The 25,158-nt window shown below is 36.3% G+C and carries 15 protein-coding genes; 4 read left to right on the top strand and 11 right to left on the bottom strand.

What is annotated here, in order from left to right; translation table 11 throughout:
- Positions 1–325: 325 nt before the first annotated feature.
- From AsAng_RS26395 to AsAng_RS26375, 5 genes are all read right to left on the bottom strand, one after another.
- Positions 326–1,792, bottom strand: coding sequence for a T9SS type A sorting domain-containing protein (locus tag AsAng_RS26395; protein WP_264790140.1), 1,467 nt, complete (start codon positions 1,790–1,792; stop codon positions 326–328).
- Between the two features lie 41 nt (positions 1,793–1,833).
- Positions 1,834–4,449, bottom strand: coding sequence for a tail fiber domain-containing protein (locus AsAng_RS26390; RefSeq protein ID WP_264790139.1), 2,616 nt, complete (start codon positions 4,447–4,449; stop codon positions 1,834–1,836).
- Between the two features lie 595 nt (positions 4,450–5,044).
- Positions 5,045–6,175, bottom strand: coding sequence for a DegT/DnrJ/EryC1/StrS family aminotransferase (locus tag AsAng_RS26385; RefSeq protein ID WP_264790138.1), 1,131 nt, complete (start codon positions 6,173–6,175; stop codon positions 5,045–5,047).
- A gap of 180 nt (positions 6,176–6,355) precedes the next feature.
- Positions 6,356–6,880 (bottom strand): hypothetical protein, encoded by a 525-nt coding sequence (locus tag AsAng_RS26380; RefSeq protein ID WP_264790137.1) that lies wholly within the window; start codon positions 6,878–6,880, stop codon positions 6,356–6,358.
- A 477-nt stretch (positions 6,881–7,357) separates the two neighbouring features.
- The gene (locus tag AsAng_RS26375; protein WP_264790136.1) at positions 7,358–7,918 is read right to left on the bottom strand and encodes a hypothetical protein; all 561 of its coding nucleotides are present in this window, start codon (positions 7,916–7,918) and stop codon (positions 7,358–7,360) included.
- Between the two features lie 625 nt (positions 7,919–8,543).
- On the opposite strand from AsAng_RS26375, the gene AsAng_RS26370 reads away from it, so the two are divergent.
- Both AsAng_RS26370 and AsAng_RS26365 read left to right on the top strand, forming a co-directional pair.
- Complete coding sequence (locus tag AsAng_RS26370) at positions 8,544–9,677, top strand: DUF1015 family protein (protein WP_264790135.1); 1,134 nt, start codon at positions 8,544–8,546, stop codon at positions 9,675–9,677.
- A gap of 230 nt (positions 9,678–9,907) precedes the next feature.
- Positions 9,908–11,050, top strand: coding sequence for a cystathionine gamma-synthase (locus tag AsAng_RS26365; protein WP_264790134.1), 1,143 nt, complete (start codon positions 9,908–9,910; stop codon positions 11,048–11,050).
- A gap of 108 nt (positions 11,051–11,158) precedes the next feature.
- On the opposite strand, the gene AsAng_RS26360 is transcribed toward AsAng_RS26365, so the two are convergent.
- Together AsAng_RS26360 and AsAng_RS26355 are read right to left on the bottom strand one after the other, a co-directional pair.
- Positions 11,159–11,887 carry a M48 family metallopeptidase gene (locus tag AsAng_RS26360; protein WP_264790133.1) on the bottom strand — a complete coding sequence of 243 codons (729 nt, stop codon included), beginning with the start codon at positions 11,885–11,887 and terminating at the stop codon, positions 11,159–11,161.
- A complete protein-coding gene (locus tag AsAng_RS26355; RefSeq protein WP_264790132.1) occupies positions 11,884–12,315 on the bottom strand; it encodes an acyl-CoA thioesterase in 432 nt (143 codons plus the stop codon). Before AsAng_RS26355 ends, AsAng_RS26360 begins: the two co-directional genes overlap by 4 nt.
- Before the next feature lie 321 nt (positions 12,316–12,636).
- On the opposite strand from AsAng_RS26355, the gene AsAng_RS26350 reads away from it, so the two are divergent.
- Together AsAng_RS26350 and AsAng_RS26345 are read left to right on the top strand one after the other, a co-directional pair.
- The gene (locus tag AsAng_RS26350) at positions 12,637–13,353 is read left to right on the top strand and encodes a response regulator transcription factor (RefSeq protein ID WP_264790131.1); all 717 of its coding nucleotides are present in this window, start codon (positions 12,637–12,639) and stop codon (positions 13,351–13,353) included.
- Positions 13,354–13,692: 339 nt separating this feature from the next.
- The gene (locus tag AsAng_RS26345) at positions 13,693–14,715 is read left to right on the top strand and encodes a VWA domain-containing protein (protein WP_264790130.1); all 1,023 of its coding nucleotides are present in this window, start codon (positions 13,693–13,695) and stop codon (positions 14,713–14,715) included.
- Positions 14,716–14,787: 72 nt separating this feature from the next.
- Here AsAng_RS26345 and AsAng_RS26340 read toward each other — a convergent pair whose 3' ends face one another.
- The 4 genes from AsAng_RS26340 to AsAng_RS26325 form a co-directional block, all read right to left on the bottom strand.
- The gene (locus AsAng_RS26340; protein ID WP_264790129.1) at positions 14,788–18,198 is read right to left on the bottom strand and encodes a T9SS type B sorting domain-containing protein; all 3,411 of its coding nucleotides are present in this window, start codon (positions 18,196–18,198) and stop codon (positions 14,788–14,790) included.
- Positions 18,199–18,585: 387 nt separating this feature from the next.
- Positions 18,586–20,268, bottom strand: coding sequence for a glutamate formimidoyltransferase (gene ftcD / locus AsAng_RS26335; RefSeq protein ID WP_264790128.1), 1,683 nt, complete (start codon positions 20,266–20,268; stop codon positions 18,586–18,588).
- A gap of 510 nt (positions 20,269–20,778) precedes the next feature.
- Entirely contained in the window at positions 20,779–22,368 is a 1,590-nt protein-coding gene (locus tag AsAng_RS26330; RefSeq protein ID WP_264790127.1) for a sodium:solute symporter, read from the bottom strand.
- Between the two features lie 46 nt (positions 22,369–22,414).
- Positions 22,415–23,932 (bottom strand): hypothetical protein, encoded by a 1,518-nt coding sequence (locus AsAng_RS26325; protein ID WP_264790126.1) that lies wholly within the window; start codon positions 23,930–23,932, stop codon positions 22,415–22,417.
- Positions 23,933–25,158 lie beyond the last annotated feature (1,226 nt).

Below are 25,158 nucleotides of genomic sequence, written 5' to 3'. Positions count from 1 at the left end.
CGTTAATTTTTTGCTTTTTTTGTAAAAAAGCAAAAAAACATCTTATATTCGATTAATTATTACATGAGCTAGCAAAGCTAGGTTATCAAATAACTAACATTCAGAGTAGTAACATCACATCATTTTGATAATCAACTGCGTAGCACTCATGTAATAATCGAATACCATTTACTACGTGAGCCTTCGGGTTTTCAACGGAGTAATGAGTTTTAGGTTCCCTTATAAAATACTATTTTTATAACAAAAAAATAGCATTGAGTATAAAACCCAATGCTAAACACGCAGCAACACAACTATCTAACGATTTTTGAGCCCTCCCAAATCGCTAGTCCCCTTTCTTTATTATTTTATGACTATAGGTCTTTCCTGTTTCTGTTGTTATTCTAACCCAATACACTCCATCTGCTAAGTACTCTAACTGATCCAATTGGAGTAATTGACCTTCTTGAACCATAGCCATTTTTTGTCCAATAGCAGCCCCTTTGCTGTCCAACAGTTGTATCAAAACAGGCTGAGTATTAATGGGCAAATTAATATATACTATCCCTTTGGTAGGATTTGGAAAAACACTACTATTTGCCTCCAAATCAGATCCATTTACCGCTCTAGTTTCTGAGTAAGCAAAACTGCCATCAAAATCGATCTGTTTGAGTCGATAATAAGCTACTCCAGTATAGGAGTTTTGATCTATGAACGCATAACGAGTATTGGAAGAAGTTGTACCATTTCCATCCACCCAAGCTATTTTTTGAAACGCTGTTTCATCTGCTAACATACGTTGAATTTCAAAACCATGGTTATTCAATTCTGAAGCAGTATTCCATACTAATTCTACCTCATTTACCGTGATTCTTTTTGCCTTAAAATCCAATAATTCTACAGGCAGGTCAATGATAGGGCTACGAACCACAAAAGGCGAAAAATTGGTAAAACCACTTCTTGTTTGTGTCCAAGTAGTCCCTCCCTGATTTGTTGCAGGAGTATAAACCGAAGGCTTGTCCCAAGTCAGACCTACCAAATGGTGCTCAATCCCACTATTGGCACGATTAAAAGCCATCAGTTCTTCGGTCTGTTCCCATTGAAGCGTCAATTCAACATTAGCTCCACCAGTCGTTTCTTCCTCAATCATCCATGTCCGATTTACAGCAGCCGAGGTTTCTACAAGACCAGTAGTCCCTTGGTTCAATACCTGTTCAAACACTCGAATGCTAAAATTATCGATTGTTCCACTATTATTAACCGTAGCAGGATTGTAGGTACTTACTCCTACAGGAAATACAACCGCAGTAGCTCCTGCCTCTTGCTGAAGCATTCCTAAACCATTCGTCAGTACATAATTGTTCTCATCATAATTGGTCACACTTGCCCCTGGCACTAAGACCAGATTGTTATTGCCCAATTCTATTTTAGTATTATTTCTAAAGTCTACTTGATGGCTAACATTAACTCTATTCGCCAAAATAACACGATTGGCATTATCTACCCTCAAACGAGCAATAGCTAAGGGAGCATCTCCAGTTATATTCTGGTTGGTTCCTCCCTCAAACCAGAGCCAAGAACTTCCCCCTCCAGTATAGGAAGCTAAGTTATTTTGATTAAAATTTAGATCTAGATAAATATTACCATCATTTGTTATTTCTGCATTATTTTGGTTGGTAATTGATCCTCCATTGACCCTAAAATGCACCCCATTATTTACACGAATGGTAGCATTATTATTCAGGACATTAACTTGGGCGGTGCCATAAAACCAACTCGCCATACAACAAATTAAAAGCGTGAATTTATTCATAAGTGTATCGCTTTGTATAAACGACCAGCGTTTAGCGTTAATTAATTAGTGGCTTTGTTTAATGCAGCTTCAAGCCTTGTCAAACGCTCATTTAAGCTTTTTAAGCTTGTCAATTCTGCCTCTAAGGCTTCTATTTTTGTTTGTTGCTGTTGATTTCTTTGCGACAACTCCTGTACTGCTTTTACCAATGGCACTGTAAATTCAGCATAACTTACTCCATATAGTTCATCCCCTTGTTTGGGCGCTTTTACTCCACTAAAGTTATAGCCAACAGCATTTGCAGCCTGTTCTACCTCCTGTGCTAAGAATCCACTAAAGGTTATTTTTTCTAAATCGTATTTTCCCTCATACTCGCTATCGTCTTCTATTCCAATTAACTCATTTTGTCTATCTACATCAAAATTATAGGTAACAGGACGCAATTGATTGATAAAATCTAGTCCAACCACATTCTCCCTTACATTGTTTTTTATTCTAGCATCCGAATACGTTGTAAAATTAACCTGTCCTTTAATTTCTGTGATAGAACTATTACCAATATGAACCTGATTAGAACCTGAAATATCTGCGTTGTAGCCCAATGCTGTAGAGTTGGAATAAGGGTTGCTACCGTATTGAAAAGCTCTTGGGCCAATAGCCGTATTGTAAGAACCTGTTGTATTATAATATAGTGCTCTATATCCCATTGCTACATTGGAATTTCCTGTCGTATTTAGATCAATTGCAGAGTTTCCAACAGCAACATTCTCATTCCCTGTTGTATTGTCATACAATGCACCAGAGCCAATTGCGGTATTTCGATCTCCTTCTGTATTGCGATAAAGCGTACCAGACCCCATTGCAGTATTATAAGAACCTTCTGTGTTACTAGCCATGGAGACATGTCCTGCTGCCACATTGCTATTACCTGTACTGTTGCTCTGTAATGCACTTCTTCCTGTTGCCGTATTGTTGATCCCTGTTAAATTCAGAAACAATGCATAATTTCCTGTTGCCGTATTGTTACTACCTGTTGTATTAGAACTCAATGCAGAATTTCCAATCGCTATATTTCGATCTCCTGTTGTATTTTCGTCTAAGGCAAACGTTCCCATTCCTATATTTTCATTACCTTCTGTATTATCGTGCAAAACAAAAGCACCCATTGCTACATTTCGATACCCTGTTGTATTATTCATTAGCGCTTCGTAGCCCACACCAGTATTATAATTACCTGTGGTATTTTCTGCTAATGCCTGAAAACCAACCCCAATATTATTATAACCTGTGGTGTTCTTGTAGAGCGCAGCAGGACCAACTGCAATATTGTCACGCCCTGTGGTATTAAAAGATAAAGCCTCGGTTCCGATAGCAATATTTCGATACCCTGTTGTATTTTCATACAATGCAATTGCTCCTATCGCTATATTATTAAAACCTGAGATATTGTTATAAAGCCCTTCATTCCCCATAGCAATATTGTTGACTCCCGTGGTATTGTTATAAAGCACTTGATTCCCCATAGCAATATTGTCACGTCCTGTGGTATTCGCATACATGGTTCTGTAGCCCGTTGCAATATTGGCATAACCAGTTGTATTCTCATGAAGGCTTTTATACCCCATTGCTATATTGCTATACCCTGTGGTATTGTTGAGCAATGCAGAATCTCCTTGCGCTACATTGTTATCCCCTGTTGTATTCCTTAATAATGCACGACGACCTAAGGCAATATTGTTTAGACCTGTTGTATTATACCTCAAAGCAAAATCACCCAAGGCTATATTCCCCGTTCCTTCTGTATTACCAGCCAAGGCCGTTTCCCCTAAAGCAATATTGTAAGAACCTGTTGTATTATTAGACAGAGCCGACACTCCTATAGCAACATTATTAGCCCCTGTCGTATTGGTTTGTAGGCTGTAAGAACCAATTGCAAGATTGGAGGACCCCGTTGTATTAGAACTAAGGGTATTGAACCCGACAGCAACGTTATTTCCTCCTGTAGTGTTATCTTTTAAAGCAAAACCACCTATTGCAGCATTAACATTACCTGTTGTATTGGCGTATAGAGCTTGATAACCAACTGCCATATTGTAGATTCCTGTGTTATGGGAGTAAAGTGCCTGATAACCTAAACCAACATTTCGATCCCCTGTTGTATTAGAATGCCCCGCTTCTTGCCCAACAAACACATTTCGATTATTTGATAAATCATCGTTTGCACCTGCGCCCTCTCCTACAAATACTGAACTTCCTGTATTGAGTACTTCTATTTGTCCCTTGGTTGTAATTCGAACTCGCATCGTATTATGTGTTCGAAAATCCAAGGCTTGTGAATCAATAGTTCCGACAAAATTAGTTCCTGAAATGGTTCCTGTATTTCCAGTTACTTTCCAGCCATCGCCTGCATTAGCGAGTTCAATCCAAATCATACTATCATAATACCAAAAAGAAGCCGTTGTATTGTCAAAGACTAGAAGCCCTGTAGCAGGACTGGCGATCAAATTTCGCTCTGCGGTTGTCATTCTAGGAATTAACAATCCCTTCTCTGTTGATTTTACATCTAAGATAGCAGAAGCATCTGGATTAGAATTATCAGTGTTGATGGCCACCCCATTTTGTGCCAACAAACTAGTACTTAAAGTAAGTAAGAGGAATAAAAGTAACTGTTTTTGCATTGTTCTGAATTTTAAAAGCGTTGTATTGACCTTTCATTGATCTTATACCAAGATTAAAAGGTCTCCAATAATTAATAGTGTTTAGCACTACTATTTACCGTTGCAAATCTATTTTATTCCATTAGAGGGATCAATGCAAATATTGAGCACATTAAGGGTATTCAGAGCAATGACAAAAACACAACCAACTATTAATCAACTTAATAAAAACAAAAACTTAAAGATATTCAGTCCTTTACTTCTATTAAAACCATGTTTCGATCTTAGATGCTAGACCGCTTTTTTTTTAGACCCTATAACAGCTTAATAGGGTCTAAAGGTATGAATGTAATGATCGAGCAGGCTTGATGTAATACATCAACGGTATAGCTTGATCTAAGATCTGAAAAATAATTCCATTACCTCTTTACTTTATTCAATTCCAATTGCTTAAGTATTCGTTCCTCATGAGCGTTTCACTTATAGTTCGCTTTGCTCGTGAGTCAGCAAGCTAAATTTGTCCTGTACACAGATATTTTACGCTTAAGTTTTAAGCTATTTTTATTGAGCCAATCAAGCTTTTATTACCAATTAATAAAAGCATCTTAGCTTCTAATTAAGAGAAAAAAGCCTGTATAGCTTGGCTAATATGTGCCAGTTGTTCTTCTTCCATTTCCGTATGAATGGGCAATGACAAAACGGTCTGACAAAGCTGCTCTGTAACAGGAAAACTAGGAGTAGCTGATCTTGTGATTGATTTAAAAGCATTCTGCTCATTGAGAGGAACAGGGTAATAAATCATAGATGGAATGCCCCTTTCTTGTAAGTAAGTCTTTAACTCAGCTCGTTTATCGGCTGGCACTTTTAAGGTGTATTGATGAAAAACGTGGGTAGAATTGTGCTGACGAACAGGAATTTGTAGCCCCTCAATATTCCCTAAAGTTTGATCATAATACGCTGCGACTTCTTGCCTTGCTGCTGCATAAGCATCCAATTTTGCCAACTTAATATCCAAAATCGCAGCCTGTATAGAATCTAAGCGAGAATTCACGCCTATACATTCATGATAATAACGCTTATTTTGCCCATGACTTGCTATCATTTGCAGGTGCTTGCCCAAGGTCTCATCTTGTGTAAACAAAGCACCACCATCGCCATAAGCACCTAAATTTTTGGAGGGGTAAAAAGAAGTACAACCAATATCTCCCAATGTTCCTGTCTTTTGGACTGTTCCATTAGAAAAGGTATAATCGGCTCCAATTGCCTGTGCATTATCTTCTATAACATAGAGCTTGTGTTTTTTTGCCAATTCTAAGATAGGCTCCATATCGGCGCTTTGCCCAAATAAATGAACAGGAACAATTGCCTTTGTTTTAGGACTAATTGCCGCTTCAATGATAGCTGCTGTGACATTAAAAGTATCGGGATCAACATCCACCATAACAGGAGTTAATTGGAGTAATCCAATCACCTCGGCAGTTGCTACGTAGGTAAATGTTGGCACAATTATCTCATCTCCAGGATTGAGCCCCAATCCCATTAGGGCAATTTGTAAGGCATCTGTTCCATTTGCACAAGGGACAACCGTATTAACAGCAAGATACTCTTCCAGATGAGCCTTAAAAGATTTAACATAAGGACCGTTGATAAAGGCACCAGATTCAATACAATCTAAAATAGCAGCATTAACATCCTCTTTAATAGCTTGATATTGTGCTTTTAAGTCTACCATTTGGATCGGTCTCATAGATTAAAATTTAGAGCGTTAAATAGAATCTATCCACTAAATGGGTTAGATTCCTTGTGAAATAAAACTTTGAATAATGACGATGAAGGTAAGTAAATAGTTCGAATTTTTACCAGAACTAGTCCTACCAAATCGTATCATTTTATTATTTCCTACGCTCCTCAAAGGAAACTTAAGCTCTTAAACTCGTTCTATTTTTATAAGGTCAAAATTCGAAGAATGCACCACCAAGGCAAATGAGGCAGACTCTAAAAAAGGTACTGCACCTAGACCTGTTGACTGGGTGCTTAATTGCACAACAAGTGTTATCAAAAAAGCAGCCTCAGTAGTGATTCTGACTTTTTCATAATCCATTGATTCTATGGTAGAGATACAACCATCTATTCCATCTAAAAAATCACCTATATATTGTTCTAGGATTTGTAACAAGGACTGTTTTTTAGTAACCTCTAAGGCGGCAAAATTTTGCTCAATGGCTTGTTTATTCGTCCTAAAAAAGCAAGATTTATCTACTTTCTGCTGGTCTACTTTTCCCCAATACACAACATCTTGTTCTACCCATAAAATAGCCCATTGATTTTGTTGATTAAAGGTAATTTTGTCAAAAAATGTTTTAAAATCTGTTTTTTGCGCTTTATCAAGATGCTTTCCTGCCCTAATTTCTTCTGTCAAATATGTATTCCAATAGCTAAAAAGTCGAAACATAATGTTCATTATTAGTAAATCCTCTTATTGAGAAAGGTAAGTGTCCTAGTCAATTATTTCCTTATAAAATTGATTAAATTTAATACGATTCCCCTTTATTCTATGATAAAAGATCAAATTCCATCTATTTTAAAGTACAAAATTAAGTGGGCAACCCAAAGATATATGTCGAAATTTATATAATGAAGTTGTTTAAAAATGATCTTAACACCTGCGATCCAACCATAGCAGCCATCGGATCGGCAGCTATTTTTAGCCCCGTAGCTGCTTCGCAGTTCACAACACACAAAGTCTATCAGACTTTGTGTTAGTTCATAGCTACGGAACAAAAAACGAGCTTTCGAGCTGGCTTAATGTTAGTACATTAATGGATTAAGCTAATAACTACTAGCTTTGATCTCGAAAATCAACAACATTCTTAAACAACTTCAATAAAAAGACTATTAATTTAATACTATTTATATTGGACGAATGAGTTTAGATGGCTTCTAATTTGATCAAATCAAGGTTATCTCGATTCAAAATAATGTTGTATGTTGCTTTTTCAGCATCTTCTCCCCGTGCTTTAATCGTACAAGGTGTCTGAATAACAATAGTCTCTCCGATTAGCTGAGCTTTAAAACCTAACTTGACCGTTACTTTAGCCTGCTGTACAACCGACTTTGTTATCACAGCCTCTAGTTTTTCTCGAATACTATTCCCATGCACTTCTTCATAATTTGGAAATTTTTCCTGAATATCAACCATTGGCGTTTTAAAAAACTCTTTAACAGTAGGATTAGCGCTCATCAAAATCTTGAATGAAGTCCACCCCCAATACAAAAACTCGTCATTTTTGTACAAAATAATCCAAGATCCATCGGTTGCTTTTTTTGCATTCCGATCCATCCAACTCTCAAAGAACACCTCTAAAGTAGCCGCTTTTGCTTTATCTAGTAATTCCCCCTGTTCTATCTTTGCAATAGAAAAAGCAGGCGGGGAAGCAGGGTTAGAGAAAGGCAAGGATAATAATAATAATGTTATAACTAATGTTGACATAAGCTATTTTAATAAGAAGATTCAGCCTCAAAATAGAATTCACTCAAGCACCTAAAAACAAATAGTGCGCCAAAGAATAATCTATCGAAATTGACCTTTGTAACTCGTTTTTTTAATGAAGTTATTTATCTTGTGTTGAGATAGATATGTTAGTTTTATTTTTCTTTATATTTAGGGAACAGATTAATTCCTAAACAAGCAAGGTAAACCATAAATTTTATGCGATACACATCCATCTGTCGATGTTATCATAAAATCAATCTAACAATTAGATTTATCATTCTTCAATCAATTATAAATAGTTCTGTGGGGTCATCTTTTATGTTATAAGATAAAGACACTACTTATTGATATGCATAGATACAGAGAAGTTATTTAAAGTTTCAATAAATGGATCAAAAATATACAATTCACGCCTCTTTTTCAATTAGTTACAACTAAAAGCTAAGATTTAGTGAATTATATTTTTGAAATTATTACCATAATCTATACAATAACATTCTTTGTTAACTGTTCATATACAAGCTATAAACTATCCTTGATGAAGCAGATAATTTTCAAAAAGAACGCAATAAAAGGGTATTTATTTTAGTTTTAACGACTTCTTAACTACAAAAACAGACCAATGGCGAAAATTTCACCATTTCGAGCAGCATTACCAGATTTAAGTGATATTATTTCTTTTGATGATTTTTTTGGTTCTGCAAAACGAAAATTTCCATTATACCTAAGTGATGGTATTTACAATCAAAATGAGAATAAATCGTTGTATATCTATCGTGTCAAACGACCCCATCGGAGTCATACAGGAATTTTAGCCTGTACCAATGTACTAGATTACATCAATGGCGAAATCAAAAAACATGAAAATACGCTTGCAGCCAAGGAGGCAAAGATGATGCGGTTATTTCAGGAACGTCAAGCATTAATTAAACCAATTTTATTGACCTATCCCAACGTTTTGAAAATAGACGCCTTGGTCAATCGTATTACAACCTCTTCCGCTCCTTCTTTTCATATTCCATTTCAAGATGAAGAGCATATTTTTTGGCAAATTGAAGATCCCAATCGTATCGAAGCACTGATTGATGCATTTGCAGCGCATGTCAAAGAATCATACATTTGTGATGGTCATCACAGGGCTAGAACCTCTGAATTACTTTATAAAAAGTACCTAGAGACCAATGAGCTTTCTTCTGAAAAAGCCCAATTTAACTATATGTTGGTGGCTTATTTCCCTGCTTCAGAAATAGAGATTCACAATTACAATAGAGTTATTGCTGATTTAACGGATATTTCTGACAAAGTTTTTATCCAAAAACTTCAAGAATACTATACCCTCACTCCTGTTGCCAAAAGCTACAATCCGATCTCTCAATATGAAATGGGGATGTATTTGGACAAACAATGGTATAAATTACAGCTCAAAGAAAAATACTACCCACAGGCAGGCATTCCAACTAAGGAAACGTTAGATGTGTATTTTTTAAATAAATTTGTTCTGGAAGGGATCTTAAACATTGAGGACATTAGAACAGAGCCTGATATTAAATATGTAGAAGGACCAAAGGGAGCGTTTAGTTTGGAACGTAGAGTTCGAGAAGGCAAAGCAAAAGTAGGTTTTAATTTGTACCCTGTTGCCTTAGAAGATTTAATTACAATTTCTGATGAACAAGATACACTGCCTCCTAAATCAACTTGGATAGAACCAAGAATGCGCAATGGTTTTATTGCTCATTTGTACAATGAGGTAAAGTAGGTTGCTACTTTTAAAACTCTTTAGACATTTAACTGTTTTTATCAAAAAAGTGCCCTAAACAGCATTATAATTTAGAGGACGCTGTCCTATATTCTTTACCATAGGTAAGCCATTAAAACAAGCTATTATTTATAAGTTACTTTAAGTAGATGGACAAAAATAATTAACATTAAATTGGGCATCTACTGATTGTTTTGTTTACCTATTAACTATTTATTATAACTATAAGCATGAAATTCGGAACAAAAGTAATCCATGCAGGTATTGAGCCTGATCCAAGTACAGGAGCAATTATGACTCCTATTTATCAAACCTCTACTTATGCTCAAGAATCTCCAGGTAAGCACAAGGGTTACGAATACTCTCGTACTCAAAATCCAACCCGTCAGGCATTAGAGAATAACTTAGCAGCGCTAGAAAATGGTAAGCATGGTTTGTGTTTTAGTAGTGGTCTTGCTGCTATTAATACAATTTTACAAACCTTAAACCCTGGTGATGAGGTAATTTCTACCAACGATTTATATGGTGGAACCTACCGTTTGTTCACAAAGGTTTTTGGTCGTTTTGGAATCAAAACACATTTTATTGGTATGGAGCAGCCTGGTGATTTGGAGCAATATATCAATGAGAACACCAAATTGATTTGGATTGAAACGCCAACCAATCCTATGTTAAATATTGTTGATATAGAAGCGGTTTGTTCTATTGCCCAAAAACATGGAATTCTCACTTGCGTTGACAATACTTTTGCTACTCCTTATTTGCAAACTCCTCTAGATTTGGGAGCAGATATGGTCATGCATTCTGCCACTAAATACATTGGTGGGCATTCTGATGTTGTACATGGTGCACTTGTTTGCAAAGATGATGCATTGGCAGAGCAATTGTATTTTATTCAAAATTCTGTGGGAGCAATTCCTGGTCCTCAAGATTGTTTCTTATTGCTTAGAGGAATCAAAACCTTACACCTGAGAGTTCAACGTGGCTGTGAAAATGCTGCAGCAATCACCCAATTTCTGTTGAGTCATGACAAAGTTAAAGATGTTTATTACCCAGGTCTTGAGTCTCACAAAGGACATGAAATTGCCAAACGTCAAATGAGTGACTTTGGCGCTATGATTTCTTTTACCTTGAAAGACGATACGACTGAAGCGGCTCTAAAAGTATTAGAAAATACGCACTATTTTACGCTTGCAGAATCCTTGGGTGGAGTAGAATCATTGATTGGGCATCCAGCTTCTATGACGCATGCATCGATTCCACGTGAAGAGCGCCTTGCAGTTGGGTTGACCGACTCTTTAATTCGTTTGAGTGTTGGGGTAGAGGATGTTGAAGATTTGATTGCAGATCTAAAACATGCTTTAGAGCAATAAAATAACTTGGTATAAAATGGCATTTTATGCCTTTTAAGATAAAAGTGATAGACTAAGGAAATTGGTATTTTTATACACAATTCTCTTAGTCTTTTTTTATGACCTCTCCTAAAAAGGGATTTGTTGCTCCTTCATTGCTTGGTCCAATGCACTGGCATTGGGTAGCAACATTTCTAAATGCCTCCAAAAAGCAGGACTGTGATTTTGATGTTTGATGTGTGCCAATTCATGAAAAATAACATAATCAATCAAATGGAAAGGCAATACCATCAAATACAAGGATAAATTAATATTTTTCTTTGAAGAACAGCTGCCCCACCTTGTTTTAATATTTTTGATGCGAATGGTATTAATTTCAATCCCTTTTGCTGCTGCCAAAGCTCTAGTACGTTGAGGAAGATAAATTTTAGCTTCTCTTCTCAATGCTTCTATAATGCCCAACTGAATAGCCTCTTGCGTAGCAGCTTCTCGAAGCTTCCAATCGCTAGGTATGGATAGTTTTATATTCTCTTCTCCATATCGTATCGTAACTGCTGAAACCTCAGGATCAGGAACAATACAAAGTTGTTTATGACCGACCTGAAAGGTACTGTCATACGATAAGGCTTTAGCCTGTTTTAACTGTTGCGCTTTTCCTAATTGTTCTTTTACCCAATTGATATTTTGAAGCAAGACCTTCTCTGCTGCTTGGTAAGGCGTTCGCTGAGGCAAGGTAACGACAATAGAAGCATCTGCCTTTACCCTTAGGGTAATTCGTTTGGAGCGCACGTTTTTTTTATAAGTGACCCATCCCAGCTCTGGGTGTTCTATTTTTTTTTGGTTGTTAGGGCTTTTCATCCCAACAATGCATTTATCTTATCCACAACTTCGGTAGGAAGAGTAGCAATTTTCTTTAACTCATAATCAAAACACAAAATTCCAGTCTTGACCCGTGCAACCTCTCTATTGGTTTTCTGATTACTAATTTTATAATACAGATCAAAACCAATTGTTGTGAGGTCATCTAATGCCAATTCTATTTTGAGCGTGTCGCCAGCATGTGTTTCCGATTTATAAACCACTGCGGCATCTGTCATAATGATTCCTTTTCCAGCCAATGTAAGTTCTCCATAGCCCAAACTATTTAAGAAATCAACTCTTGCTTGCTGTGCAAATATTAGCATCATTTCGTTTCCAACATGCCCCCCATAATTAAGATCAGTAATACGAGTTCGAATGGTTGTTGAAAAAATATACTGCTGGTGATCTTTTAGCTTAACTCTCATGCTCTTACTATTGTTATTTTTAGTATACCAATTATTCATCCTATTGATTGGTCAGAATAGACCAAAGTTGATGATTTATCGGTTATTTTTTTTCATGAATTTATATTTTATTTTAAAAAAAAATTCTATTTCCAATACAATAATTGTTCAAAAAGGTTCGTTATAGCGCTTTTTTGCTAAAAACTTTCTTAAGAAAATCCTAATACTCGTTTTTTTTGAACAAAAATGCAGAACTCGCACTCTTTTTGTAGAGTAGAATATATCCCATATATTATAATTTAACTGAAACATTACTACTCGCAATAAAAACATAAATATATTATGGATACAAAAGGTAAAATTCTATTAGTTGAGGATGACAAAAACTTTGGAGATGTACTGTGTTCTTACCTAGAAATGAATGACTATGATGTCACATTAGAAATGGATGGAGAAGCGGGCTTAAACAGATTCCAAAAAGATACCTTTGACTTGTGTATTTTTGATGTGATGATGCCCAAAAAGGATGGCATTACATTGGCCAAGGATGTACGTGATATTGATCAAGTTGTACCTATTATTTTCTTGACAGCCAAAACAATGAAAGACGATATCATCAAGGGTTTCCAAGCTGGTGCTGATGATTATATCCCCAAACCCTTTGCCCCCGAAGAGTTGCTGTATCGCATTCAAGCTATACTAAAAAGAAGCCAAAAACCTGAACGTCAGAAGCAAGAAGCTAAAGAATTCAATATTGGTAATTATCATTTTAACTACCCCTTGCGAATCTTGACCTACGGTGACAACGAAAACAAAGAAAAACTTTCTCCAAAAGAGTCTGAATTATTACGCATGTTTTGCCTCTATATGAATGATATTTTACCTAGAAGCATTGCCTTGAAAGAAATCTGGGGAGAAGATAATTATTTCACAGCTCGTAGTATGGATGTTTTTGTAACTAAACTTCGAAAATACCTCAAAAAAGATGATAAAATTGAGATTATCAATATCCATGGCAATGGATTTCAGCTTAGAGTTAGCGAAGAACAAGCTGTATAACAGTAGTTATATCTTATTGGAATAAGAAGCACTTACAACCCTGAGTTGTAAGTGCTTTTTTTATTCATGGTTCTTTAAGGTCATTTTTTTGTCCAAAATATCGTATTTTGTATCTAGTAATATCATATTTAATTGATTATAAGTAATGGGGCAAAATTATTTATAGAATCTGCAGTAAAAGATTTTTGATATTAACAAGGCGAAAAACACAGTCATAGCCTTAGCTATGGCGAGTATTTTCAACACAGTTAAGATTAAAAAGATTGCTCGAATAAACTATCAATAATTTAGATTCATTACTTAAAACAATATTCATAACCCCAACAATCTATATCGACTATGAATCGTTTAAAATTTAATCTTTTTCTTGTTTGTCTAATTAGTTTAGCTTTTGGTGCTTGTGACGACACTCCTGTTAATCCACAACAAACCTGTGCACTAAATATTTCTGTTCAGAATGAATTTACAACACCCCCAGCAAAAGTATCTATGTTTTTTAAGGTAGATGATTGTAACGATGACCCAATAGCAGGGCTTGGTGAATCCAACTTTACGATCTATGAGCAAGGGCAGAATGACAATGAATACAAAAAAATATCTGAATCTGAGGCAGCTAGAAAAATCTCCGACAACAGCCAGTTATTTATACACAATACCTTTTTAGTATTGGATCTAAGTGGTAGTGTGACCAATAACAATCTTACGGAATTAAAAACTGCGGCTAAAAACTTTGTGGATGTTGTAATTCCTTCTAACAATTCGTCTTATCAGATGGGTATTTGGTGGTTTGATGGCGAAGATAGTTTACATGCCCTAATTCCTTTAACGAATAATCCAACGAGCCTAAAAGCTGCCATTGATAATATTCATTCGGGGATAAGTTCTGATAATTCTACAGATTTATATGGAGCCGTCCTAAAAAGTACTGCTTTGGCGGTCAACGAATTGAATCAATCCACACTTGCTATTTCAGCAGCTTCTGTGGTTATTTTTACCGATGGAACCGATCAGGCTGCTCGATACACCACTTCGCAAGCAACAAATGCTGTACTAAATTCAGGAAATGACATTACTCATTTTTCAATTGGATTAGGGGATGAAATAGACAAAGGTATTTTAGAACAGGTGGGCACAGATGGCTTTTCTTTTGCTAGCAATACCAGTGAACTCAATTCAAAATTCAATGAGGTAGCTGAATACATTTCGGACGAAGCCAACAGTTATTATTTATTTGAGTATTGTAGCCCCAAAAGAGCGGGCAGTACCAATAAGCTCAAAATTCAAATTCAATCTGGTGATATGGCAGGAACCAAAGAAACTTCTTTTGATGCCAGTCAATTTGGCGGAGGGTGTACTTTATAGATCCTCAATAAAACATTGAAGATTTGAAAACTTAACCGTTTTCAAATCTTCAAATCAACAAAATGGTAAAGCCTACCTGATTAATGTAAACTCTCCTTTTCTAACTTTAGGCGTTCCATTTACCCCTACTTTGTACTCCAATAAAAAGAGATAAACCTCTGTAGGTTGTTCTATTCCTTTGTAGCGTCCATCCCAGCCATTATTCTCTAAGTCATCTCCGTTGTAAATTTCTTGTCCCCAACGATTATACACTCTAAAAGTAATTACATCATCTGCGGTAAGACCTGTTGGACGATATGTATCGTTGATGTTATCTCCATTAGGCGTAAAAGCTGTAGGCATTCCATTATAAATAGATTCTACATTCAAAACAACAGATCCTGTATCTTGGCAAGCACTTGAATCTGATGCTGTTGCTGTAAGCGTTAATGTGTAAACTCCTGTAACATTTGACAAAGCGGTAGTAGCATGATTGGCTGCATTTCCAAAAGTAACATCTGAACTATTGGCTGTCCAATTATAAGCCACACCTTGAAAAGATTGATCATTTCCTCCGCTAATTGTAACTGTCGCTCCAGAAACCACCGTGGCAGATACCATCCCTACTGCATTAATAAACGGATTGACTGTAGGAACCAATGGGCTGACGATATTGGCAGATTGCACATAACTACAGCCTAGACCATTCGTCACAGTTACCGTATAAGCACCTGCTGGTAATCCTGTTACCGTTTGATCCGTTGCGCCATTACTCCACAAATAGGTATACGTATTTGCGGTATTAATTCCCAATGATCCAGTCGGATTTAAATCACAATCTAAGATACCAGTTAAAACCACTAATGGTACATCATTTGAATCTACAGGAACACCACTATTAACAAAAATACCATTGGCAATTCCCGTACAACCTACGGTATCGGTTACGGTTACAGAATAGGTACTTGAAGCTAAACCTATTGCCGTTGGAGTCGTTTGGCTTCCTGCTGTTACATCCCACAAATAAGTATAGCCTGCTGTACCACCTGTAGGGATTACTGTAGCTGTACCGTCGTTGGTTCCATTACAACTCACATTCGTTGCATTATAAGAAATGCTGATTGCAGAAGGTTCTGAAATAGAAACCGTCAAAATTTCTGTACAACTATTACTATCTGTAACTGTAACAATATATAAACCACTGGTTAAATTGTTTACATTTGGTGTTGTTGCGGTATTTGACCAACTATAGGTATAAGGTGTTGTGCCTCCTGAGGCTAAAATGCTGGCTGCTCCTGTAGAATCGCCAAAACAAGTAACATCTGTTGTATTAGACACATTTAGACTCAATACAGAATCTGGCTCTGGAATAACAACTGTTAAGGTATCCTCACAAAACCCTGCTAAAGAAACTGTTAAACGATAAGTTCCCGCAGCTACATTCGTCAAACTAGTTGTTGTATCTCCTGTGTTCCACAAATAATCAAAATTACTTCCTGTTCCTGTTATCGATGTCGTAACCCCTCCTGTGGTATCTCCATGACACAAAACAGGCGTTAAGGTTGCTAGACTAACATCCAAATCCGCCACCGTAATAACAATAGAATCCGTCATTACACAGTTTCCTCCAACAGAAGCGGTCACTACATAGGTAGTAGATGTAGTAGGAGTTGCCGTTGGGTTAGCGATGGTGTCATTATTTAAGGTTGAGCTTGGTGTCCAATTAATCGTTGTTGCATTGGTATTCACCGTTAGCGGAATAGACGTACCACTACAAGTTGCAAATGAATCTACAGGAATGTTAAAAAATACTTCTTCAAAGGTATCACAAACTATAGCCGTACAAGAATTGCTATCCGTAATGGTTACACAATAAATTCCACTAGACAAACTGTCCAAATCTTGAGTCGTTGCTCCTGTAGACCAATTGTATTGATAAGGGCTTGTTCCTCCTGTTACCAAAAGGTCAATTTCTCCTGTCGTATCGCCTACACAAACAACACCCGTTGCAGTACTTGTTCCAACTAATAAAGCTGGCTCTGTTATCGTATACGTAGTGGTAGCCGTACAGCCATAACTATTGGTTGTTGTTACCGTGTAAACCCCAGCCGACAAACCTGAAATGTCCTGTGTAGTATCGCCATTGCTCCACAAGTAAGTAACATTTCCGCTCCCTGTACTTCCATTTCCTATGCTATTACAAGTATTTAATGAACCACCTACTTGTGGTCCCCATGCTCCTGATCCATCAGGGTTTCTGATAATAGAAGTTCCATTCGCAAAACCAGCAGGAGCGGTTTCAAAGGCAGGTGCATTAGGTATGCTAACAAAACTAGGACAAGATGCTGTTCCTATTGTACTAATCACTGTTCCACTTGGCGTATTTCCCGCTGAAGGAGAGCCATAAATAACACCTTGAAGAAAGGTTCCTGCTCCATCATACAAGGCAACATATTCTCCTCCATCCGTTAAAATCAATAAACCAGAACCTCCTGAACCATCGGTGAAGCAATTACAGTTTTCAGCATCTAAATCAAAGGTTCCTCCTCCCCAAACAACATCATTTCCAATTGTAAAAAATCCATCCGCAGGAATACTTGTTCCTGGAGGAATGGTTATCGTCCAATCTCCATCTGTTAGAACATAACAACTAATATCTGTTCCTGCGGGACCGATTAATTCAATATATTCGCCAGTATTAGGATTCACTCCATTATTATTAACAGGACGATACATAATTTCATTCAATGCCACAACACTAGAAGTGCAACCTGAAAAGCTAGTATCTCCCGTTGCTGTTGTATAAATAGCTCCAGTACTATCTCCATGACAAGCTATATTTATAGCACTATCCACTACAACCTCAAGAAAACCTAAGGTTTCAACCGTTGCTGTATCATGCGTTATACAACCATTAGCATCTGTAATTATAACACTATAAATGCTATCTGTCAATGTGTTAATGTCTTGTGTTGTGTCTCCATTGGACCAATTGTACTGATAAGGTGCTGTTCCTCCAGATACAGATATATCAATAAATCCATTATTATTTCCAGCACAAATTACATTGGCAACCGTATCAATGCTCGTTGCCAAACTAAAAGGCTGTGTAATGGTTGTATCATTAACAACAACGCAAACCTGAGGACCACCTCCTCCTATAATGGTATCTGTAATAGTTACCGTATAATTTCCAACCCCTAAACCGCAAATATTGCTAGAGGTTGATCCATTGGACCAAAGATAATGAGTATTACCTGTCCCCCCACTTACAACAGCTGTTGCGCAACCATCGGTTAAACCATTACAACTGATATTGGTTGTGGTAAAACTTATAGTAGGGAGTGTTCCACTAAAAAATTGAGTTCCAGTAGGAGTGGTATTAATTGAAGTGGTGACATAATTTTCTTTGGGGGTAGAAATGCGGTTAGGATTTGAGGTTTGAGCAATAAGACTTGCAATCGAAATTATCCATAAGAATATGGTTAATGATAGGCATTTCATAATGTACATTTTTGTAGAGATTGATTGTGTTTCCTGTGATAATTATAAATCTTGCTGCAAATATACTAAGACTCTACTAATTTTTTGCCTATTGATTAATATAAAGCTCAAGCAGTACCTGGGTAAAATCAACTGCTGTTTTGAGGGCATTATTCAATTCCACATGGCTAAAAAAAAGCCCAACAAACACCTACAAATCAAGCCATTAAAAACAAAAAAAGAGTTTAAAACAGCACATATTTTTTAAATATATTACTATCTTAAACTCCTAATATCAAGTTATTAAAGTATATTTTTAATTCGTACTCTATAGCTTTTTTTACTTTTTAATCGTAAGCCTAACGGCAAAATTTAACCTATTTTTAAACTTTCCAATTTATTTTGTATTTACAGCTTACTTTCAACAATTTGTAAGATGGCGGTTTCTGTATCCATTGCTTGTTGTAGCATTGCATCTGCTTTTTTTAAACGCTCCTCAACATAAGCTTTATCTTTTAGCCCACCTATGTTAATTTTGACATTCAAATAAGCACCATAAACCGCAGTACGAGCACACAAAGCCCCTACTCCAGCATCCGTAACGGAATTAGGATTCCCTATTTCTGCCATTTTTTGAATCATGTTCATGCTCTCCAAAGCCGCAGTCATTACTTTCAAAGGAATCTCTACTGCATATTTAGTAGCCAATTGGATAGCATCCTGACGAGCAGCCTTTTCAGCATCATTACCTTTTGGCAAACGAAAAGCATCCATAATTTTGTTAAAAGCATTGGTGTCTTCATCTACCAACCTCAATAATTGATCCTTGATAGCCTGCCCTTCCTCAGCATAAGAAGAAAACTCTTCCCAGCGACTATCCCAACCTCTCTTATGAGAAGATAAATTTGCCACCATTGTTCCTAAAGAAACCCCTAGCGCTCCAACATAAGCAGCAATAGATCCTCCTCCAGGAGCAGGGCTCTCAGAAGCCGTTTCATTGGCAAATTCAGGAAGTGTCATATCCAACAAAGGCGTTGCTTCCTCTGCTGCTAGTAAATATTCAATAATCTTTTTGTTGGGATCAAAAGGAGTCAATTCATCCAAGCCCATTGTTTTAACAGCTATTTTGATAATTTCTGCTTCTGAAATCCCTGTAGAGCGATTTTGCTTTTTTAGAAAATACTTCCCTGCATCCAAAATAACATTTAAAGGCATTAAGCCAACTAATTCCGACCCCGTTACACGCAAACCTCTAGCAGAAGCAGATTTGCAGCACTCTTCAAAAGCAATATGGAAAGGAGTCACTTTTATATCCGTCAAATTCATAGAAACTTGAGCAATACCATATTCTTCTATATACCATCCAATTCCTTTTACAGCTTTACAAGCACCAGGCACACGGATACTTTCTCCATTTTCATCCTTTACAATTTTTCCTGTAATGGGATCTCCTTCTCTCTTCACACGCCCAGCCTCTCGGACATCAAAAGCAACTGAATTAGCTCTACGGGTAGATGTGGTATTTAGGTTTACATTGTACGCAATCAAAAAGTCACGTGCTCCAATTGCCGTTACACCAGCCGTTGGATTCAAAATGCTTGGTCCATAATCAGGATTAAAATCATCCTGTTTTAATTTAGACTCCATCTTTTCGTATTCCCCAGCACGAATATTTGCCAAGTTTTTCCAACGAGTATCTGTTGCAGAAGCCTCATAAAGAAAAGCCGAAATTCCCAAATCACGTCCTACACGCTCTCCCAATTCTTTGGTGTACTCAACTGTTTCTTCCATTGTAATATTAGCAATTGGAATAAAAGGACAAACATCCGTTGCCCCCATTCGTGGATGTTCTCCACTATGCTGGCGCATATCAATCAATTCCGCTGCTTTTTTGATGGCTTGATAAGCAGCCTCTACCACTGCCTTAGGCTCACCAACAAAGGTCACCACAGTTCTATTGGTAGCTTTTCCTGGATCTACATCCAATAGTTTCACGCCCTCTATGCGTTCAATTTCGTCTGTAATTTGCTTGATAATCCCCATATCACGCCCTTCACTAAAATTAGGTACGCACTCAATAAGTTGTTTCATTTTGAAGTTTTTATGGTCCTTTAATATGATCTAAAGCATACGAGTTTTTTAATTTATTACTCGTTCTATTATTTATCCAAATGTAGTAAGTCCTTATTGTTTTTTATATTTTCAGGTAGAAAAAGTTATCTTAATAACTCCTTCTTATTTTAAACTATAAAAACATGCTACTTAACGCTATATTATTAATTATGATCTCACTAGCCTTTATTGTATTTTTATTATTGGTCATACCTTGGCTCTTAGCGTTACTCAAAATCCGCAACGTGCCACAAGGAGGCTCCCTATTTATTAGACAGTTTTTTTATTGGTTCTTTATTAGCCTTCTTCCATCTGTTTTTTCCCTTCTTATTGGTTATTTCATCCATTCCATAGAGTTATTTTTTCTCGGTTTTATATTTACAATAATCCTACTGATCATTGGAGGAATCAGCAGCAATCGAAAAATGGAACAAACTATAAAACCTCCAAATGATAATTGGGATTTATTGGACCATTAAATTCCCCCTCCTATATTTCTCTATCCGTTATCAATAGCAAACCCATAAATGTCAATAAACCATTCACTAGTAACAATTCAAAGCCAAATTTATAGCCCCATAAAAGCACCTCCGAATAAGCACTGATGCCATAAGTTAATAGAGGGGCGACCAAACAAACTACTGGTACCATACTATCCTTAACTTTTTTGTTGGTAAACAAACCAAAAGCATATAAGCCTAACAGAGGTCCATAGGTATAACCTGCGAACTTAAACAATGCTACAACAACCGATTGGTCGTTAATTAGCCAAAAAGCAACAATAACCAAAAATAGAATCAAAGAAAATCCAATATGAACCAGATAGCGAGTGCGTTCCTTTCCTTTTTCTTCCTCTAGCGTAGACTGATTAGAGGAAGCATCCAAAATATCATCGTGTTCTTTAATAGCTTTATCTTCGCTACTTGCTGTGGTTTTAAAACCCAAAAAGTCAACGCAAAACGAAGTCGTTAAGGCCGTTAGCGCAGAATCGGCACTTGAGTATGCTGCCGCTACCAAACCGATCACAAAAACAACTCCTACTTCCCAAGGAAGGTGTCTTAGCGCTATCGTAGGATAAAGACTATCTGCTCGATCGTATTCTACGCCATTTTGCAGCGCATAAATAGCCAATAAAGCTCCTAACATAAGGAACAAAAAGTTGACAAAGACTAAGACAATACTAAAACTGAACATATTTTTTTGAGCATCCTCAATATTTCGGCAAGTCAGATTCTTCTGCATCATATCTTGATCCAACCCTGTCATTACGATTGCAATAAACATTCCTGCCAAAAATTGCTTAAAGAAGTTATTCGAGTCAGACCATCCTCCCTCAAAAAAGAAGATTTGTCCTAAGCCTTCTGACTGAATGCTTGACCATACATTCCCCAGTGAAATATTCATTACCTGCGTCAATTCAAAAACAGTCATCGCTACCGCAATCAGCATAAATAAAGTTTGCAACGTATCGGTCCATACAATGGTTTTTATTCCTCCTTTAAAGGTATAAATCCAAATTAAAACGATGGTCAATAAAGAAACCACCCAAAAGGGTACCCCCCAAGGTTCAAATACAAATAGATACAGTACCATCGCTACTAAATACAGCCTAAATGCAGCTCCTATTATTCTAGACAACAAGAAAAAACCAGCCCCTGTTTTGTAAGCTGCTAGCCCAAAACGCTGCTCTAAATAAGCATATATTGAGGTAAGATTGAGCCGATAATAAAGGGGCAACAAAACCAAGGCAATAACGGTATACCCTACCAAGTAGCCAAAAACCATTTGCATATAAGAAAATTGCATGTTGGTTGCACTTGTTACCTCTGAATTGAGGTAGGCAGCTCCTACCATTCCTGGTACGGATATAAATGTTACTCCAGATAAAGAAGCGCCAATCATTCCAAAAGCCACTAAATACCAAGGAGATTGTCGGTTGGCCACAAAAAAATCTCGATTGTTTGCTTTCTTCCCTGTCCAAAAGGCAATTAATAGTAACAGCAAAAAGTATCCTCCTACTATACTTAAAATTAAGCTTGGTGAAAGGGCACTGGGTAATTCAACGTCTATCTCATTCATTGATTATTATTTTGGGGTTTTATGGATAAAAACCTTAGGTTTTGATTTAAAAATTTTGACTCAAATTGGCAATGGCACACTTCTTTAGTTTGCTATCAAACCAATCTACAAAATTAAACAAAATAAAGAAACCTTTTTGCCCTTCTTGCTTGGCAACTTTTTCCATTGCTGCTTTGTACTTCAACAATAACTTTTGTTGTTCTAAAGTGTTGGTCAAATTTACTTGTTGCTTAAAATATTTTAAAAACACAGTAGCAACCTCAAAAAAATCGTGCTTCCGATACAACCGAATTCGAGTAGATTCTAGTACATTTTGCACATATTGATAATCTTCCAAGCCATCATGGATTAATAAATGAGCGATTTTTCCCATATTCTGATAAGGCAAAAGATAGGTTTGTGGTATATCTTGCTCTAACAAACGCAACCAAGATATGGTCTCATTGTATTTTCCCAAACAAAAGGTAGTATTAATAAATAAAATCAAGCTATGAACCAACAAACTAGTGTCCCAATATTTTTGGTAATCTTTTTGTAATTGCCAAAGCTGCTCAATTTGATGATAAGCTTGATGATAATGTTGTTGTGCTACTTTAGCATAGAGTTGTGTAACAGATTTTGCTATGGTTAACTTAATGGTATAAAACTTAGAATTTGCTAAGCCCTTTATAGAAGATGGTTCGCTCAGGTGTTTGACTAAATATTGATGCTCCTTATAATTTTTATTACTCAATAAAATCCAAAGCAAATTTCGATGATAAGCATAAACTAAAAAGGGAGAAATATGAGCCGAAATCGCATCTTCATCTAACAACGCTAGACGTTTTTTTTCCGTCACGATCAACTTAGCATATTCTTGCAAACCATAATAAGTATAAATCAAGATCGTCAACAGCAAGCGCCTTTTTAGTAAATTTTTTTCTATTTTAAGTTGAGGTTCATAAAGCTCTACAAAGGTCAATAAAAAGTTTTTTTGCGCCTTGGTTCGGGCAAATTTTTGTTTCAAGAAAAAAAGCCGTAATTCATAAATTTCTTTCTTTAAATCAACAACAGATCGACTATACAATAAATGAACTTGGCTAGCTTCCTTCAACTCATGATAGTGACTCAGAGCGGTAGCATAACTTGCTTCCTCTGTAATCCAATCCTCCATCAAGTCATAGATTTCTAGTGCTAAACCATAGTAATTATGCCTCAATGCTAACTGCAATGCCTTTTGCAGTAATTTTCTTCCTTGGCTGTGCAACCCTCTATCTCTTAGAATAAGGTAGTATTTAATTGCATTCAGAACTTTATAACGAGTCGTTTTTGCATCTTGATAAGCTGCCAAACTCTTGAGAATAAGTTGATATAAATGATGTTGTATGCGAGAAATCGAAGAATTAATTCCAGCGCTAAAAAGTATCTTTTTTAATGCCGTTGCATCATAAACGGACTGTTCTACAATAGCATCAAAAATTTGCATGTAAATGGAATTTTCTTTGCTGTTGTTTAGCTTTAAATAACGCCGTTCACTTTTGCTCATAGAGTGTATAAGCGCATATAATTGCTGGCTTTTTTTCATATCAAAATATATAGATGATTCTATCCTTCATCCCTCAAGACATTTTCATAGTGTTATAACTTAACCTTTCTAAAAAATAGGATAATAGCAGTGAGGTCTTCATTTATTGCAAGTGCCCAAACAGTAGGGAAAATTGGTGATTTAGTATAGTCTTTGGTTAACGCATCCAAAACAAAATATTACGATCAAGTTTTGGGTACTATGGACAATCCATAAATCTTAATTAGGGTAAATTTCATCTTCTCTACCCACAAACATAGTTTTTTCAGGGTGACATTTGCTACTTACTTTAACTGAACATATTGATTAACAAGTAGTATAAGAAACTAATCAAAATTTATTATGTGTTGATTTCACCAATTTTATTCATAGCACTCTAAGCCTTTGACTATTGCCACCAAATTAACAACAGTAAGTTTACCTGAACACGCCACTACTATTTTTTCATCAATCATTTCTATCCTCTACCCCACCTCCACCATTAGCACAAAATCCTGATACATCTATCTCTACTTCCTCCCAGCATTCTAAAGTTCGTACATTATCTACCGCTTGCGTTTCTATTAACGGTTCAAAAACATAGATTTCATCAGGCTTTAAGAAGATTTCAACAACTACTTCTATCCTCTCAACTGTAACAAAAACATACTCCTAGGAAGTAAAACATCGAGCTGACAAAACAAACACATACAACATTATTTATTTCCTTTTGCAAAAAACGCTTTATTCCCTTTAGCAACAAAGGATTCTACCTAGTGCAATATTCCAATCGATTTACTGTTGCGCTAAACCAATTTATTACTTTTATAAACAGAAATAGGGCTGATTTTATCTTGCTTTATCTGTAGTTAAAACAAATACTTCTATTTACAAGATAAGAACCTCTAAGAGATAAAGAAATAGAACAGTTTATAATTATAATATAATTTATCCAAAAAGTATTGTACTTTTATCAGTCGGATTGATCTTCAATTGTACAGTTACCTTCATTTAATGTTTTTTTAACTCAAATAAAATATACCCATAAACAGATCCTAAAAGCCTAATAAAATCAACCTAAATAACTAAAAATCAACCAACTAATGAAACAACCATTCACCTTAGGCTGTTATAGTGTTAATAAAATCGTAAAATTTAACCGCTCGTTTCTAAAAAAAATCAAAAAAGCTGTGGACTATTAACTCAATTATCGTTACCTTAAGACCCTTGTAATGATATTTTTAGAT

It is taken from the genome of Aureispira anguillae (assembly GCF_026000115.1).
Classification (GTDB): Bacteria; Bacteroidota; Bacteroidia; order Chitinophagales; family Saprospiraceae; genus Aureispira; species Aureispira anguillae.
The sequence above is the reverse complement of the archived record's forward strand: the minus strand, read 5'-3'. Positions and strand labels throughout refer to the sequence as shown.